We start from the raw sequence: 16234 nt of genomic DNA, 5'->3' as shown, positions 1-16234 counted from the left end.
GCCATGAGCGCTATGAACAGCTATGAGCGGCAATAGTCGTAATCAAGTAGCAAGCCTAGTAATAGTCACTAATAGGCAGTGAGAGTCCCAAATCTCGCTTACCCAGAGCCTAGTTGTAGGTTCAATAAATTGGTTTAGCGCTTAGCAAGCAACAGGCTATTTTCAATTAATTCACCTGTGCTCTTGTAAGTCGAGAGAAGGGTTGCATAATAGTCGTTTGCTTTATACTCCGAATACCGGAAAGGACACATGTTTTTACTCATCGTTTATGTTCTGATTGCCTTGGGCTTTTCTTTTTTATGCTCAATAGCTGAAGCAGTCATTTTAAGTGTGTCCTCCGCCTATATCTCCGTTTTAGAAAAAGAAGGCCGGCCCAGCGGTGTCTTGCTAAGAAAGCAAACCGATAATATTAATACGCCCTTATCTGCCATATTAACGCTAAATACTATTGCCCATACTATGGGAGCCGCAGGCGCGGGTGCACAAGCTGCCAGTGTATTTGGGGAAGCCTATTTAGGGGTGATTTCAGCCGTTCTTACGTTACTTATTTTAGTGTTTTCCGAAATCATCCCGAAAACCGTAGGGGCGACTTATTGGCGTGGATTGGCGCCAGTGACCGCCTATTTCCTAAAATACCTGATTATTATTCTTAAGCCTTTTGTGGTGATGTCTGAGCTGCTCACCCGTGGTTTTAAAGATGACAGCCCACTTCGAGGGCTAAGCCGGGGTGAACTTCATGCTATGGCCGAATTATCGGGGCAAGAGGGCCAATTGGCTAACCACGAAGCGGTATTTTTACAAAGCTTGCTGAGTTTGCACGAACTCAAAGTAAAAGATGCAATTACCCACCGAACTGTATTGTTTTCAGTTGCAGAGTCGATGACGGTTGAGGTCTTTTTCCATAAGCATGCTCACATTGAATATTCCCGTATTCCTATCTACGAAGACAAAGATTCAGAAAATATCACCGGTTACGTAATGCGTTCGGATTTACTTGTGGCGCAAGCTCGCGGTAACACTGATAAGCCGTTATCTGAATACGCTAAAGACATGGTAACTATCTTAAGCTCAATGCCACTGTCAGTTACCTTCAATCACTTTATCGACAAACATATTCATATGCTATTAGTGGTTGATGAATACGGCGGTTTAGAAGGGGTTATAACCCTTGAAGACTTGCTTGAGCGCCTGTTAGGCGTAGATATTATCGACGAAAAAGACACCACTGTTAGCATGCGTCGGTTGGCAAAAATGATGACCCGCCGCAAAGAGCGGATGATGGTCAAAAATGTGCCAGATGCCTCGCTTGAAAAGTCGAAAACCAACGACAGTTCTGATTAGGACCGAAATAGCTCAGATTTATATTGTTACGCTTAATTTATACGATAGGTTAGTGCAAGCTGAAGCAGATTTTCGTGAAAGGTTTCATCAGGTATTGCATTAGACGTTGCATTGAAAAATCTTAGGTTTTCCTGTGTCCCTCGATTAATTTGCCATTCTGCTGACAACGCTATTTGAGGCGTCATTTCGAAGGTATAGTTAACCGTAATGGCTTCCCCTCTACTACTGTTTGGATCGTCTAGCGTGTTATCTCTGTCTATCACTTGATACCAGTCTAGGCGAGCAGAAACCAAATGCTTGTTGTGGCTATAGGTGGCAGCGATGTATGCCGCATGAAAGTCATTTTTTACAACATTCTCCCCCATTAATGTGTCGCCTAACAATACCTGCCCAAAGACGGTGAATTGCCGACTTTTCATATGGCGAAGGGTTAACGAGTGAAATCGTGTACGCCATGCATAAATCTTGTCAGGATCGAAAATAAGTGGGTCGGCGCGGTTATCGAAATAATAATATCGCAGTTCCGAGCTGCGCTTGTGTGCTACATGCACGCCAGCGTAATAGCCCGTTTTTGTGTCAATTTCACGAAATGGCTCTGTCCAAGCCGGGGCATCAATGCCATCTTCAGATACCACGCCAGGGATAGGCAAGAACTTAACTCGGTCATCATGCAGCGATTGTCGGTCATGTAATGCGAACCCCCGCCAAGATAACAAGGTGCCGGTAGTGTCATTGCCTTTAAACAAGCTTCCTGATACTTTCCATGACCAATTGCTTCTCACCTGTCGGCCACTTTGTCTTAGGCTAGCCTCTACGCCAAACGTCCGTAACTCTTCGCCAATCCAACTGTTGATGGCAGAATTCGACAAAAAATGGGGTGAAAGCCATCCCATATCGGTATTTTCAGCAGAAATAGCGGGGTAGAAAAAGCCCAGTTTAACTTCAGGTTTAATGGTTGAGGGGGTAAGGGGGCGGTATTGAGTATAAAGCTGGCTGAACCCGAGCTTTTGGTCGCCGTCACTATATCCATTGGCAACAGCATTAAGCTGCCAGTCATCGGTAATTATTCCGTTAAAGGCGATGACTGCTTGAGAAAGTGCGAATGTTTTATTGTCAAAACGTTGGTGGGAAGCACCACTGGTTTGAAACGAGTCAGCATTGTCTGCTGAAATAACATTGCCGCGAAGTAATACTTGGGTGTCTGAAACAGCGTTAAAACTTATAAGAGCAAGAAAATAAACGACAGCACAACGTTTAAACATTAATAATCACCAAAACCATCATCAAAGTCATCGTCGTTAGCTATTGCTTTACTCAACGTTAATGTAAAGTTTTTATCGGCGGTGATATCTATTTCGGTTTCAGCGAAGGGTTGTTCGTTGGGCGCTCCTGGATGCCAAAAATCCACACTGTATCTGCCTGAAGGCAATGAGATGTCTGCATTACCTTCATCTGTGGTTTTAATAAAGAAGGGGCTATCAGTGACTACGATATATCCCAACATCCAGTCATGAATATTACAGCCAATATCCACAATACCGGATTGTTCAAAGAACAATGGTTCAGCAGTAAATTCTTTGTATAGCTTCAGTTCAAATTGCTTTGTAGGCGAAAAAGAATAGACGTGGTGAAATAGGTTGTCGGCATTAGGGAAGGTCACTTCTGTGTTTTTTTGTACTACAAGCACATGAGGGGCAAACTGCTTGTTGATTTGATTCATAATAGCGGTTTTAGGTACTTCAGAGACGCTAGTCTTTTCCGTAACAGGTAAATCAAATAAGGGCGTAAAAATAACGACACCGTCTTTAACAGGTGATTGCTCGGCATCTAACAAGGTTATTGAAGCGGTCACGTTTTCAGCGTGTAAGTAAAATGGCATTAAAACCACCGCTAAACTGATGACACTCATCAAACCCAGCTTACGGGCTGTAGATTTAACGTTACTCAATTTCAAAAGACTTGGCTTCATAAAGCGTAATCCAACTATTCGTTTTTTCATCTGACGACAACCCTATGCTTTCGCTGAAAACCTATTTTTTTCAGTAATATATAAAGACCGAGAGGCAACTCAAAACATTTCAGAAAATATGATAAAACCGCAAATTAACGTGTGTTTAATTTAGCGCTGGTCACCTTAAGGCTAAATGTATTAGTCAAACTGCATTTGCAAAGATAACCTTGCGCGACGAATGAGGTTTTGTCCAGTTTAAACAATGGGAAAGTTTGTGATGAGGTTGCCGAACTCAGATGATTAATGCCAGTTTTATTACGCTCTTAAACGTGCTCTTGAGTAAGCGTGCAGTTTTTTGGTTTGTGACAAATTGCTATTGGTTAAGAGGTGCGGGAAAAGTCATTGTAACCTCAACACCGCTTTTATCTTCAAGATCTGACAACGCAATAGTGCCTTTGTGAAAAGCCACGATAATATCAGCAATATAAAGGCCTAACCCGAGGTGCGGCGAGGAATCGTTATCGTGACTATCGCTGTTAGCCCTGACGGAAACCATGGATTGAACTAATTGCTTTTTCATTCCAGCTGGTAGCAACGGGCCAGGGTTACTCACACTCAGTATGAGGGCTTTGTCTTTAGACAATAATTTGATGTGAATAGTGTCATTGGTTTGGCTGAAATCAACGGCATTTGAAATCACTTTATCGAACATCTGTGCTATTAATTCAGGCGCGCCTGCCAGCATGGCTGTGTCTTGCGCACACGTTAATACAAATTTTCTGTCGGTATAAGCATGCTGGTAGCCTCCAACACACCCCTTAATAACATCGATGAGATTAAATACTATGACTTCTTCTTGTGCGATAGCGTGCTCTAGTCGTGTCGCTTCACTCATAGCATTTAAGATAGTACTTAACCGGCTAATGCCCGACTGAGCACGTTGCACAAATACGTCTTGCTGTTCGCTATTTAAGGGCCGTGACTTCTCATTTTGCGCGCTCACTTGGGATAGGGCATCAAGGGATGATTTCACTACCGCTATTGGGGTTCTAAGCTCATGAGACAGCCGAGAAGCCATGTTCTCTAAATAGGAGTTATATTGCTGCAATCGCAGTAATACATCGGAAAACGCCCGTGAGAGATCGCCAATTTCATCCCCTTCTTTAGCAACAGGTAATTTACCAACAATTTTACCGTTAGCATCAATAATAGCCTCGGTGTTATCTCTAAGTCGCCTGATGCGGTTTGATATTCTGCTGGCAAAAAGTAATAAACCTAACGTCCCCAGTAACATCACTGCCAAAATTACGTGAAATAACTGCTCTAACGCTCGATTTCGCAACGTACGAATACCGTTAGTGGTTTGTTCCACCACCACGGCGCCCATTACCGTCCCTTCAATAAATATGGGGTAAGCAGCGGATACAACCACTGCTTTGTTATCAGGCGTTAATCGCCACAGTGAATCCGGTTGGCCGTTAAGCGCTAGGCCTATATCTCTCCCTGCTAAAGCATAGGCATCTTCTAGTTCATCTACAAAGTCGGCAGGGGGTTTAGTGAGTATGTGGTAGTACAAGGGCAGCAACCATTGAGACTCAATCCACCCCCAAATAGGGTTTTCACTTTCCTTGCGCGATGCAGTATTAAGTCCTGATGCGGTTTGGATATCGCCCGCACGGGCCAACACCCGTTTGTGGTTGTCTATTACCCACACTCGGGAATCGGCATATTTAAGTCCTGATAATATGCGCTCAATTTCAGGGGAGGGGGTAACTACGGTGCCCAGTTCATCAATGTTATTGGTGTTAGCAGTGCCAATGGCGTAGCGTTTTTGCCTCGTTGCAGGGTCGTCTACATCTACAATAGCAAACGCGAGTGCACCAGAAGTCATGGAAAGGGGGAAACGAAGCTCAATATTGTAGCCGGTAGCAGTTTCTTGCCAACGCCCTTGAATACTTAACGCATTTTCCACCGCGCGATTAGTCGCGCCAGACTCAGCTAATTTAAACGCGTTGACCCAGCCACTTTCATAGGGCGCCACCACGTATCTCGCGAGTTCGCCTTCAGGAGTTTGCATACCTATGAGCAGGTGATCGCCCCGCTCTACACTCAAACTATTCGGCTGTCGCCATAACAAGGTATCGTCGGTAACGTTGAACATGGCATAGAGGAACTGATCGTATCGGCCTACCATATGCTCGAAAGAGAGGCTTGTTTCTTTATTTCCGCTAGCGGCGACCTTAATCTCGCTAGCGGCGCTTTTGGTTCCGTCGCTAGTTTGCAAGCTAGTAAAGCGTTCCACAATTTCACTAGCGCCGTAATGAGTAAGCAAGTCGTCCACTTGTTGCCAATCATTAAGTTCGCCATCAAGTTGGATAGGGTAGGGAATAGGTGGCGCGTACAAATCAGTACCAGGGCGGACGTCTTTCAAATAAGCCGACTCGCTGTCGAATAATGCGGGGCGCTCGTGTAATGCGGTGGCGACGGCCCGCGCTGTGCCAATCATGGTTTGTTCTTGGCCCGTGCGAAGGTACTGCTCTAGCTCCCATACGTAATTATAGCCAAGGTAGGGAATGGCAAAAAAGAACAGTGACAATACAAGTAGCTGTAAACGTATGGAGAACCTTATTCGCATGCTAGCAATGCCCTACAACTGCCATCGATACCCCATACCGTAAACGGTATCAATGTGATCAAACTGCGGATCAAGTTGTACGAATTTTTTACGCATACGTTTGATATGAGAAGTAATGGTGGTGTCGTCTACCACCATGCGCGACTCATCCATTAGCTGTTGCCTACTTTTTACATGCCCAGGATGTTTAATTAGCGCGTGTAACATCCAGAACTCGGTTACGGTTAACGCTACAGGTTCACCGCTCCAGCTCACTGTCATGCGTGAAGCATCCACTTTTAATTCGCCAATGCGAAGCTCGTCTTTTTGTTCCACAGGGGCCGACATTAAGTCGGTACGCCTGAAAAGGGCAGCGATACGGGCCAGTAGGTGTGCCATGCTAATATCTTTAGTTAAGTAGTCGTCAGCACCCATGCGTAGACCGCTAATGGTGTCTACATCATTGTCTCTGGCGGTAAAAAAGATAATCGGTAAGGTGGGCGACAAACCACGTAATTGTTGGCAAAGCAAAAAGCCGCCCTCCATCTCTTCTTTTAAGCCAATATCAATAATGGCTAAATCCGGCAGCGCCTCGTTGAACGCGTGGGTTGCTGAGGGGCGATCTTCAAAAGCATTCACTTTGTACCCTTGTGCTTGTAAGGCAACAAGATAGTTTTCTCTTATAGCGGCATCATCTTCAACTAACGCAATGGTTTTAGGCATGGGAACTACTCTTAATCATTCTTGGCACTACTATACATTGGCAATGGCGTGTGTGCCTGAGTTCGGCGCAAATTCCATAAAATCGCCCGCTTTTCGCCATAATTGCCATTATACAAAATAGCTTTTCCATTATTGTGCCCCGATATTGCCTTGTCTGCTTGGTTAACTATACCTGTGCTTGGGGAGACAGATTAACTCAAGTATGACTCACTTTGGTACGCCAACCCCTTGCACTGCGCTTAGTCCCCAATTAGGCGCAGTGCTTTTTTATACGCTAATCTACGTCATGTGTTAATTTACTGCATAGCCTCTACGGTAGTAGCCTTTTTGCGGCTGAAACATTTGCTGCATCAACAATAGCCGCATAAACAATAACTCCTTGCTCGGGCATTCAAAACCCAACTAACTTTCTCAGTGCTACGCTAAACAGCCACTAAACTATTGGCCCTAAAACCCCAGCCGAGACAAGATTGTCGATTAAATGGCGAAATCATCGGCATGTTTAAGGGGAATTTAGACGGTTGACGGCAGTTTTAGCCGGTCAAGGGGATAATTGTGGCATAATTATTCTCTTTTTTATTTAGTGTCTGAATGAGTAACAGCATTGGTGGGGTTTTTGGCAATATCCCCACTCTGGCAAGGGTTGAAATATCGACATTTGCCTGCACTATGCTTACATCAGAATGACGGCAGACATACCGCCACATTACCACTGTAATCAGTGTTCTATGGCAGAGTAGTAGTCACCTCAATTTACCAGCAACTTACGGGCAGCACATGAAAGCGTTGGACATATCTGGCTTAACCAAAACGTACAAAGGTGGCGTGCAGGCACTTAAAGGCGTTGATCTCACTGTCGATAAAGGGGACTTTTTCGCTCTACTCGGGCCAAATGGCGCAGGTAAATCTACCACTATCGGCATCATCAGTTCCTTGGTTAATCAAACCGATGGCAAGGTATCGATTTTTGGTTACGACCTTCATACCCAAAAAGAGCAAGCCAAAGCGTGTATTGGTCTAGTGCCACAGGAATTTAACTTCAATCAGTTCGAAACCGTGATGCAAATTGTGCTCAATCAAGCCGGTTATTACGGTGTGCCACGAAGCATAGCGAAAGAACGCGCACAGAAGTACTTAGCTCAGCTTGATTTGTGGGAAAAGCGGGATGCTAGAGCTCGTGAACTATCCGGCGGTATGAAACGCAGGCTAATGATTGCCCGTGCTCTTATGCACGAGCCTCGCTTGTTAATTCTTGATGAGCCTACCGCTGGGGTAGATATAGAAATCCGCCGTTCAATGTGGGGCTTCTTAGAAGAGATTAACCGCCAAGGTATTACCATTATCTTAACGACCCATTACCTTGAAGAAGCAGAAATGCTGTGTCGCAATATTGCCATTATTAATAAAGGCACGATTGTGGAAAACACCAGCATGAAAGCCTTGTTGTCGAAATTAAATACGGAAACGTTCGTTCTGGATATTAACCTTGGTCAGCAGACGCCGATTTTGACAGGTTACGAAAGTCGCTTACTCGATGAACATACGCTAGAAGTCGATGTAGAAAAGGCAGAAGGGCTAAACCCAGTATTTGCTCAATTAACCGAGCAGGGGGTTCAAGTACTGAGTATGCGTAATAAATCGAATCGATTAGAAGAGTTGTTTGTGCGTTTGGTTGAAACGGCAAAGGCAGAGGGTTAAAAATGAGTTCACAGACAAACACACAGTCGGAAGAAAAGATTGGCTGGTTTAAACAAAACTATGTGGCGCTAACCACCATTTGGATAAAAGAATGCACTCGCTTTTTACGCATTTGGATCCAAACTTTGGTGCCGCCCGCTATTACCATGAGCTTGTATTTCGTTATTTTTGGTAGCCTTATCGGTAACCGAATAGGCGAAATGGGCGGGTTCTCTTACATGGAATTTATAGTTCCAGGTTTGATCATGATGTCGGTCATTACCAACTCATACGCAAACGTATCCTCGTCTTTTTTCAGCGCCAAGTTTCAACGCAATATTGAAGAGTTACTGGTTTCCCCCGTGCCCACCTCAGTGATAATTCTAGGTTTTGTAGGGGGAGGTGTAGCTAGGGCTGTATTAATCGGCATTATTGTCACCTTGGTATCGCTATTCTTTGTTGATGTGCAAATACACCATATTGGCATCATTATTCTTACGGTATTACTCACCTCTTCACTGTTTTCGACAGCAGGGTTAATTAACGCTATTTTTGCTAAAACCTTCGATGATATTAGTGTGGTACCCACCTTCGTACTAACACCGTTAACCTACCTTGGCGGCGTTTTTTACTCACTCTCGCTTTTACCCGAGTTTTGGCAGTGGGTAAGTAAAGCCAACCCTGTTGTGTATATGGTAAATGGCTTTCGCTATGGATTTTTAGGGGTTTCAGATGTTGATGTCACCTTATCGCTGTCATTATTAGTGGGCTTCAACGTGGTGTTGTTTGCCGTTGCTTATTACCTGCTTAAAACCGGCAAAGGAATACGTAGTTAATGGCAAGTGGGAATTCTAGAGGCATCACTACGAACCAAGAAGGTGTGCACGAAAAACTCGATGACTTAGTAAAACGTTATAAGTCATCTGAAAACCAGCGACCTATAGGTGAGCACACGCAACTCGCCTTTAACGAAGCAACCGAATGGTTAGACGGGTTTACCGGCGATATTATTTTGGATTCTTGTTGTGGCGTAGGTGAAAGCACAGCAAATATTGCTAAGGCGAACCCTGAATGCCGCGTTATTGGTTTAGATAAATCGGCGCAGCGGGTGGACAAACATCAGCATTATTCAGCCGGGCAAGATAATTATCGGGTTATCCGCGCTGATGTGAATGACTTTTGGCGACTGGTTCACCGGGCCAATTGGAAGGTGATCCAGCATTGTTTGTTCTATCCAAACCCGTATCCGAAGAAAACCCAGGTGCAAAAACGCTGGCACGGTAGTGCAGCCATGGCAGACTTAATGGCCATTACCCCCAATATTGAAGTGCGTAGTAACTGGTTGGTTTACTTAATGGAATTTGCTCAAGCGGCTACGCATTACGGTTTGGTGTCTGATTTGACTGAAATTACGTCTGATAACGCCATGACCCCTTTTGAACGCAAATACCGTGCTAGCGGGCAGCACTGCTGGTCACTTAGTTGTTACTCAGAAGAGGTCGATGGCGGCGCGTAGCCGATGAGAATACTAAGTGCTAGCTATTTCGAAGGTCATACGGCGGTTATTTATTATCTTCACGCTTACTGCTCGCTTAGTGAGGTTGCGTGGTAGGTTGCGGCGGGCTAAATACATAGCCTTGCGCATACTGTATGGGTAACTTGTTGACGCTTTCAAGCAGTAAGTTTGTTTCTATGTGCTCTGCTACTACGCAAATATTGCGCTTGTCGCAGAGCGCTAATAAGTTATCAACGTAATCCTGTACGCCTGTATTTTGTTCGTAGTGGCTTATTAGGCCACCGGCTAGCTTAATACCTTTAATTGGCATATTTAAAATAGCATTGATATTACCTGGGTTTTCTCCCACATTGTCTAAGAAAACCCCAAGTCCTGCTTCTGCGCTCCTCTCAACAAATTCCTGCATTAATTCAGGGTGGGTTAGTGCACTAGCAGCACTTATCTCAATGCTCACTCTTTCTGGGTTTGGGTAGTCGATTAAATGAGAAATAAGCGTGTTTGTAAGATTGGTGTTTAGTAAATCTGCCGCGCTTATATTAATGCTCCACGGTACATGGAGATGACGAAAATAGCGGGCGCTTTGAATAAACATTGCTTCAGTGAGTGCCTTTACATGCTGTTCTCGTTCAATCAAGTAGAGAAACTCACTAGGCAAAAAGGTTTTGTCTTCTGCGGTAATTAAACGCGCTAAACATTCGTAACGCCACACACGTTTCGACCTCAAATCCATGATGGGTTGAAAATAAGGGACGATGTTATTGATAGAAACAGCTTCACTAACCGCTCTTATTGGCATGCAATAGCCTTTATTTTTCTTCGTGTGTGTAGCCAAAATATAGCACTACCCGTCAGTATTTGAGAAGTTTAGGTTACTTCATCTTATTGATAACGCATTATCACCGCAGAATATCTTGTGTTGATACAAGGGCAATTCATTGGGATACCCTTGGCGTAATAGGCAATCTAAGGTAAAGTTCGTGACCCTGAAAGTATTATGATGGCTTTCAGCGAGGGCAACGAAGTTGGGTTGTAGTTTCTTGAAAAAGAGTCATTTGAAGTGAGGTTGGTTGAGTGGGTGAAGCGCAAGTTAGTCTAGAGCACCTGTTTAGGGTATTTACCAAGCCTGAACACAAAGACTCAAAGATGGCTCAAATTGAACAACATTTATCTGACAATATCTTAGATTTCTTGTCACAGCACGTTGTTACCAAAAAAACCTCGCTAGAAGAAATTGAGAAAGACTTCTCCGACTCAAAAGTCCCTGAATCGCCAGAGTTCGTGTCTACGCATGCAGAAAGCTTGCTAGATAAGCTGGTTGCTCATTCGGTAAATACCTATTCACCTACGTTTATTGGTCATATGACCTCTGCATTGCCGTATTTTCATTTGCCGCTATCAAAGTTAATGGTGGGGCTTAATCAAAACTTAGTGAAAATAGAAACCTCAAAGGCATTCACGCCGCTTGAGCGCCAAGTGTTAGGTATGATGCACAACCTTGTCTATGATGAGTCGAAAGACTTCTACGACAGCCATTTACACAGTGCCAAACGTTCTTTAGGTGCCTTTTGTTCTGGCGGCACTATTGCCAATATCACCGCACTTTGGGTAGCGAGAAATAAAATCCTTGGGCCGCAAGAGGGCTTTGCTGGTGTGGCCAAGGCAGGTTTAGCTGCCGCTTACCGATTCCACGACATTAATCACTTAGGTGTGATGTGCAGTAAACGTGGACACTATTCATTATCAAAAGCGGTTGATGCCCTAGGGTTAGGTCGCGATCAGTTACTGACACTACCGGCGCCGAATCAAACGCTGGACCCTGAAAAAGCGCTAGCTGCAGGGAAACGCTATCAGGAAGAAGGCAATAAGCTGCTGGCCATTGTCGGTGTTGGTGGTACTACCGAAACTGGGCATGTCGACCCATTAAACGAATTGGCTGATGTGGCAAAAGAGCTAGGCTGTTGGTTCCATGTAGATGCGGCGTGGGGCGGGGCAACTTTGTTTTCGTCGCAATATAAACATCGTTTAAAAGGAATTGAGCGTGCCGATTCAGTTACCATAGATGCCCATAAACAAATGTATGTGCCAATGGGGGCAGGCATGGCGTTATTCAAAAACCCTGAAGATGCCAATGCAGTACGACACCATGCACAATATATTCTGCGTGCAGGCTCTAAAGATTTAGGCGCGACTACCCTTGAAGGTTCGCGCAACGGCATGGCTATGATGGTGTACTCCGCCATGCATATCTTTGGGCGCAGAGGTTACGAGTTACTTATCGACAGAAGTATTGAGAAAGCCGGCACGTATGCCGACATGATTACTAAGCACCCTGACTTTGAGCTAACCACCTCACCCACGCTTTCGCTACTCACCTATCGTGTTTGCCCAGAAGGCTTGCAAAAAAAGCTAAAACTGGCTGACGATGCTACAAAAGCGAAAATCAACGAGAAGCTTGATAGGCTCACTGTAATCGTACAGAAGCAGCAACGAGAGGCTGGGAAGTCGTTTGTCTCTCGTACGCGTTTAGAGGCCCCAGAATACCCTACGAACTGCATAACAGTGTTCAGGGTAGTGTTAGCCAACCCACTTACCAGTAATCAAGACCTACGCAATATCCTTGAAGAGCAACATACTATTGCTACGAAAACGAAGTTGTATAAAGAATTGGTGAAGATGATAGAGACAATACCTGCGGCGTAAACATGCCCGCAAAGCTTTTATATTGAAAGCCCCCGCGTGACAGCGAGGGCTTTTTTATTGGGTTTGATTTATAGCGTGCGTGTTATAGCGCCCGATCTATAATTTAGTTTTTAACTCAGTCTACAACTGGATTTGAAGGTTATCGATAAGACGGGTATTACCCAGAAAAGCGGCAACTAAAATAACTAAGTGTTTGTCGGTTTGTTTCGCAGGTTTTAGACTTTCGGCATTAACAATATGAACATAGTCATTGTTAAAGCCCGAGTCGGTTAGGATATCTGCAAGGTCAGCCGCTAACGCCACATAGTTTCGTTCGCCCGCCTCTATGCGTGCTTTCAGTGATGTCATTTCACTGTAAATAGTCGCCGCAGTATGACGTTGCTCGTCAGTCAAATAACCGTTACGAGAACTTAAGGCTAAGCCAGATACATCACGCTCTGTAGGAATGCCATGAATGGTCACGCCCATAGAAAGGTCGCGCACCATAGTGCGAATAACCTGTAATTGCTGAAAGTCTTTTTCACCAAAAAATGCATCGTGAGGGTGAACCATGTTAAACAGTTTGCTCACTACCGTCGCGACACCGCGAAAATGCCCTGGACGACTTGCACCACATAGAATATCCGAAATGTCGGGTACTTCTACTACCGTTTGATGCTCAACACCGCCGGGATACATATCGCTAACGCTGGGTAAAAATACGGCATCAACACCCGCTTCAATAAGCTTGGCTTTATCTTCTTTAATCGTGCGCGGATATGCGTCTAAATCTTCGTTGACACCAAATTGCATAGGGTTAACAAAAATACTCACTACCACTCGGGAATTATGAGCTTTGGCCCGTTTAACGAGTTTTAAGTGCCCGTTGTGGAGGTTTCCCATGGTAGGAACAAACCCAACGGTGCTACCACTGAATTTCCATTCAGTAGTTAGTTTTCGTAATGACGCAATGTCGTCAACAACCTTCATATTTAAACCTCGTTACTCAAAGCTGTGCTCAGGGGACGGGAAAGCACCACTTTGTACTTCTGCTATATACTGCTGAACGGCCTTGCGCATGTCGCCCGTCTCGGCAAGGTAGTTTTTTGAAAACTTAGGCATGTAGTTGGCGCTAATACCAAACATGTCATGCATCACCAGAATCTGGCCATCTGTATCGTTTCCTGCGCCAATACCAATTACTGGTATGGTTAGCGCTTCGCTTACGGCCTTACCTAATGAAGACGGCACGCACTCTAGCACAAGTAGCTGAATACCTGCTGCTTCAAGCGCTTTGGCTTCTGCTAACAATTTTTCTGCTTTATCTGCCTCACGGCCCTGTATTTTAAATCCACCAAACACATGTACCGACTGAGGCGTGAGCCCTAAATGACCACATACAGGCACGCCGCGCAAATTCAAACCCTGAATGGTTTCGCATAACCAGCTTCCACCTTCCATTTTAATCATGCTTGCACCAGCAGCCATTAGCTTACCCGCGTTCGCATATGTTTGCTCTGGGGTGGCGTAAGACATAAACGGCATGTCAGCTAATACGAAGGCGCGTTCTGTGCCTTTCCTTACGCTGCGCGTATGGTATTCAATATCTTCAATGGTTACCGGTAAGGTGTCGCTTTCTCCCTGAAGCACCATGCCGAGCGAATCGCCAATCAGTAGTGCATCAATACCTTGCTCATCAAACATTTTGGCAAAGCTGGCATCGTAAGCTGTTAGTGAGGTAATTTTTTCGCCAGCTTGCTTCTTTTTAAGTAAGCCAGAAACGGTAATTTTCTTCATAGCAACCTTCCAGGGAAAGAATAATGGGGCGAACTATACGGATTTTGAAGCTAAATGGAAGCGCGCAGGCGTTTAAGACCGTCAAGAGAGCACTTTGCAACCCAGTGTGAAATAGGTTTTCCGTCGGGCATGACCATAGATTGGGCTATTTCAAAGAGAGGAACCAACACAAATTCCCGTTCTGACATGCCTACATGCGGCACCGTAAGATCGGTACTAGAAATAGTTTGGCTACCGTAAAGTAATATGTCCAAATCTAGGGTTCGTGCTCCCCAGCGCTGTCCTTTACGCTCTCGGCCAAAGTCATGCTCAGTTCGCTGTAACTCACCAAGTAGCTTATGAGGCTCTAGGGTCGTTTCAATCAAGCATACTGCGTTAATATAATCGGGTTGGTCTTGCGGCCCCATGGGCTTACTGGAATACAGCGACGAACAGGTAAGTACGCGAGTGCCTTCAAGTAAACCTAACGCGATAAAAGCATCTTCAACGTGTTGTACAGGGTCGCCCAAATTACTACCAATACCAATATAAACGTGCTCTTTATGCATCGGTATTTCTCGATGCTGGGCGACGTTTACGCTTTCTTGGTTTTGGGCCATCACCTTCTTGACGACGTAAGTCGTTTAACATTTTCTTTTGCTTGCTAGGTTCGCCGTGCTGAAAATGTGTCCACCACTGGGCTAGTTCCAATAGGGCTCCGCCTTCAACCTGCCCGCGAACGAGCAGAAAATCATAACCGGCACGAAATTTAGGATGGGTTAACAGCTGAAAGGCACGACGACCAAAACGCTTGGGAAGGCGTTGCTGTAAAATCCAAATGTCGCGAATAACTGTGGAAAAACGCTTAGGGATCATAATGCGTTGCGTCTGTTTCGCAATCACTTCAGTTGACGCAAGGTTGAATGCATCATGCGCGCTTAACCCAGACTCTGCCTGCATAATTTGTGCGCGCTCTTCTAGCGGATACCAGAGCAATGCAGCATATAAAAATGCAGGTGTAACTCGTTGCTCGTTGTTAATTCTTTCATCAGTATTTTGCAGCACTTTTCGTACAAACTGCATTTCACGACTATTTTCGTCTTGAATAAACGGTGCAAGTTGTGGAAATAACGGTGCAATTAAGCCGTACTCTCGCAGCATCATAAAGGTTTTCTCACCTTGACCAGATAAGAACAGCTTTAAGGTTTCCTCGAACAAACGAGCAGCCGGAATATTGTTGAGCAAACTGGCTAACTGCTCCATAGGTGCCGCGGTGTCATCACTAATACGCATTGAAAGCTTAGTGGCGAACCGCACGGCCCGTAGCATGCGAACCGGATCTTCACGATAACGCACTTCAGGATCGCCAATTAAGCGCACTTCGCGCTTTTCAATAGCTTCTAGGCCATTCGCAAAATCTTTTACGGTGAAGTCTGCCACACTGTAGTACATAGCATTGAATGTGAAATCACGGCGTTCGGCATCTTCTTCAATACTGCCAAAAACATTGTCTCTGACCAATTGCCCATGGGCATCTTGTTTTGACACTGCTTTGTTCTTCGGTACTTCTTTTGCTTCAGACTCTTCGGTGTGATGGCCGCGGAAGGTCGCTACTTCTATTACTTCACGACCAAAGACTATGTGGGCTAGTCTGAAACGACGGCCAATCAAGCGGCAGTTTCTAAACAGCCCTTTAATTTGTTCCGGTGTGGCATTGGTTGCCACATCAAAGTCCTTTGGCTCATGTCCCATCAAAATATCGCGAACACAACCTCCGACCAAATAAGACTCGAAGCCTGCTCCGTTAAGGCGATACATGACTTTCAACGCATTAGGGCTCACATCTTCGCGAGAGATGCCGTGCTCCCCACGAGTCATGACACGAGGCTCTAGTACATTGTCAGCGGTATGTTCCTTAGTAAAGGCTCGCTTAACAGAATTGAAAACACGATGAATG

General features: G+C 45.0%; 14 protein-coding genes. 5 read left to right on the top strand and 9 right to left on the bottom strand.

The features are described from left to right. Positions 1-249: 249 nt before the first annotated feature. Positions 250-1341, top strand: coding sequence for a CNNM domain-containing protein (locus Q4561_RS13185; protein WP_303461067.1), 1092 nt, complete (start codon positions 250-252; stop codon positions 1339-1341). Positions 1342-1373: 32 nt separating this feature from the next. Here Q4561_RS13185 and Q4561_RS13180 read toward each other — a convergent pair whose 3' ends face one another. The 4 genes from Q4561_RS13180 to pdsR form a co-directional block, all read right to left on the bottom strand. Further along, positions 1374-2603, bottom strand: a complete 1230-nt coding sequence (locus tag Q4561_RS13180) for a hypothetical protein (RefSeq protein WP_303461066.1) — start codon at positions 2601-2603, stop codon at positions 1374-1376. Beyond that, positions 2603-3310 carry a methylamine utilization protein gene (locus Q4561_RS13175; protein ID WP_303461064.1) on the bottom strand — a complete coding sequence of 236 codons (708 nt, stop codon included), beginning with the start codon at positions 3308-3310 and terminating at the stop codon, positions 2603-2605. The genes Q4561_RS13180 and Q4561_RS13175 overlap by 1 nt, the downstream gene beginning before the upstream one ends. 355 nt (positions 3311-3665) lie before the next feature. After that, a complete protein-coding gene (pdsS, locus tag Q4561_RS13170) occupies positions 3666-5927 on the bottom strand; it encodes a proteobacterial dedicated sortase system histidine kinase (RefSeq protein WP_303461062.1) in 2262 nt (753 codons plus the stop codon). A 12-nt stretch (positions 5928-5939) separates the two neighbouring features. Next, a complete protein-coding gene (gene pdsR / locus Q4561_RS13165; protein ID WP_303461060.1) occupies positions 5940-6629 on the bottom strand; it encodes a proteobacterial dedicated sortase system response regulator in 690 nt (229 codons plus the stop codon). Between the two features lie 777 nt (positions 6630-7406). Between pdsR and Q4561_RS13160 the strand changes: the two genes are divergently transcribed. From Q4561_RS13160 to Q4561_RS13150, 3 genes are read left to right on the top strand one after another with little or no spacing between them, the layout of a single operon-like run. Beyond that, positions 7407-8327, top strand: coding sequence for an ABC transporter ATP-binding protein (locus Q4561_RS13160; protein ID WP_303461058.1), 921 nt, complete (start codon positions 7407-7409; stop codon positions 8325-8327). Positions 8328-8329: 2 nt separating this feature from the next. After that, complete coding sequence (locus tag Q4561_RS13155; protein ID WP_303461056.1) at positions 8330-9142, top strand: ABC transporter permease; 813 nt, start codon at positions 8330-8332, stop codon at positions 9140-9142. Then, a complete protein-coding gene (locus tag Q4561_RS13150) occupies positions 9142-9822 on the top strand; it encodes a tRNA (guanosine(46)-N(7))-methyltransferase TrmB (RefSeq protein WP_303461054.1) in 681 nt (226 codons plus the stop codon). Before Q4561_RS13155 ends, Q4561_RS13150 begins: the two co-directional genes overlap by 1 nt. A 76-nt stretch (positions 9823-9898) precedes the next feature. Here Q4561_RS13150 and Q4561_RS13145 read toward each other — a convergent pair whose 3' ends face one another. After that, positions 9899-10618, bottom strand: coding sequence for an EAL domain-containing protein (locus Q4561_RS13145; protein WP_303461052.1), 720 nt, complete (start codon positions 10616-10618; stop codon positions 9899-9901). A 275-nt stretch (positions 10619-10893) separates the two neighbouring features. Here Q4561_RS13145 and panP point away from each other — a divergent pair, with 275 nt between their 5' ends. Beyond that, the gene (gene panP / locus Q4561_RS13140; RefSeq protein ID WP_303461050.1) at positions 10894-12522 is read left to right on the top strand and encodes a pyridoxal-dependent aspartate 1-decarboxylase PanP; all 1629 of its coding nucleotides are present in this window, start codon (positions 10894-10896) and stop codon (positions 12520-12522) included. Positions 12523-12642: 120 nt separating this feature from the next. Here panP and panC read toward each other — a convergent pair whose 3' ends face one another. From panC to pcnB, 4 genes are read right to left on the bottom strand one after another with little or no spacing between them, the layout of a single operon-like run. Continuing rightward, positions 12643-13491, bottom strand: coding sequence for a pantoate--beta-alanine ligase (panC, locus tag Q4561_RS13135; RefSeq protein WP_303461048.1), 849 nt, complete (start codon positions 13489-13491; stop codon positions 12643-12645). Positions 13492-13503: 12 nt separating this feature from the next. Continuing rightward, a complete protein-coding gene (gene panB / locus Q4561_RS13130; RefSeq protein WP_303461047.1) occupies positions 13504-14298 on the bottom strand; it encodes a 3-methyl-2-oxobutanoate hydroxymethyltransferase in 795 nt (264 codons plus the stop codon). A 50-nt stretch (positions 14299-14348) separates the two neighbouring features. Then, complete coding sequence (folK, locus tag Q4561_RS13125; RefSeq protein ID WP_303461045.1) at positions 14349-14846, bottom strand: 2-amino-4-hydroxy-6-hydroxymethyldihydropteridine diphosphokinase; 498 nt, start codon at positions 14844-14846, stop codon at positions 14349-14351. Then, positions 14839-16155 (bottom strand): polynucleotide adenylyltransferase PcnB, encoded by a 1317-nt coding sequence (gene pcnB, locus Q4561_RS13120; protein ID WP_303461043.1) that lies wholly within the window; start codon positions 16153-16155, stop codon positions 14839-14841. Before pcnB ends, folK begins: the two co-directional genes overlap by 8 nt. Positions 16156-16234: the final 79 nt, after the last annotated feature.

The sequence above is a fragment of the Alteromonas sp. 1_MG-2023 genome, assembly GCF_030547075.1.
In the GTDB taxonomy this organism is placed as follows: domain Bacteria; phylum Pseudomonadota; class Gammaproteobacteria; order Enterobacterales; family Alteromonadaceae; genus Alteromonas.
Note: the sequence above shows the minus strand (reverse complement) of the source record. Positions and strands in the feature narration are given on the sequence as shown.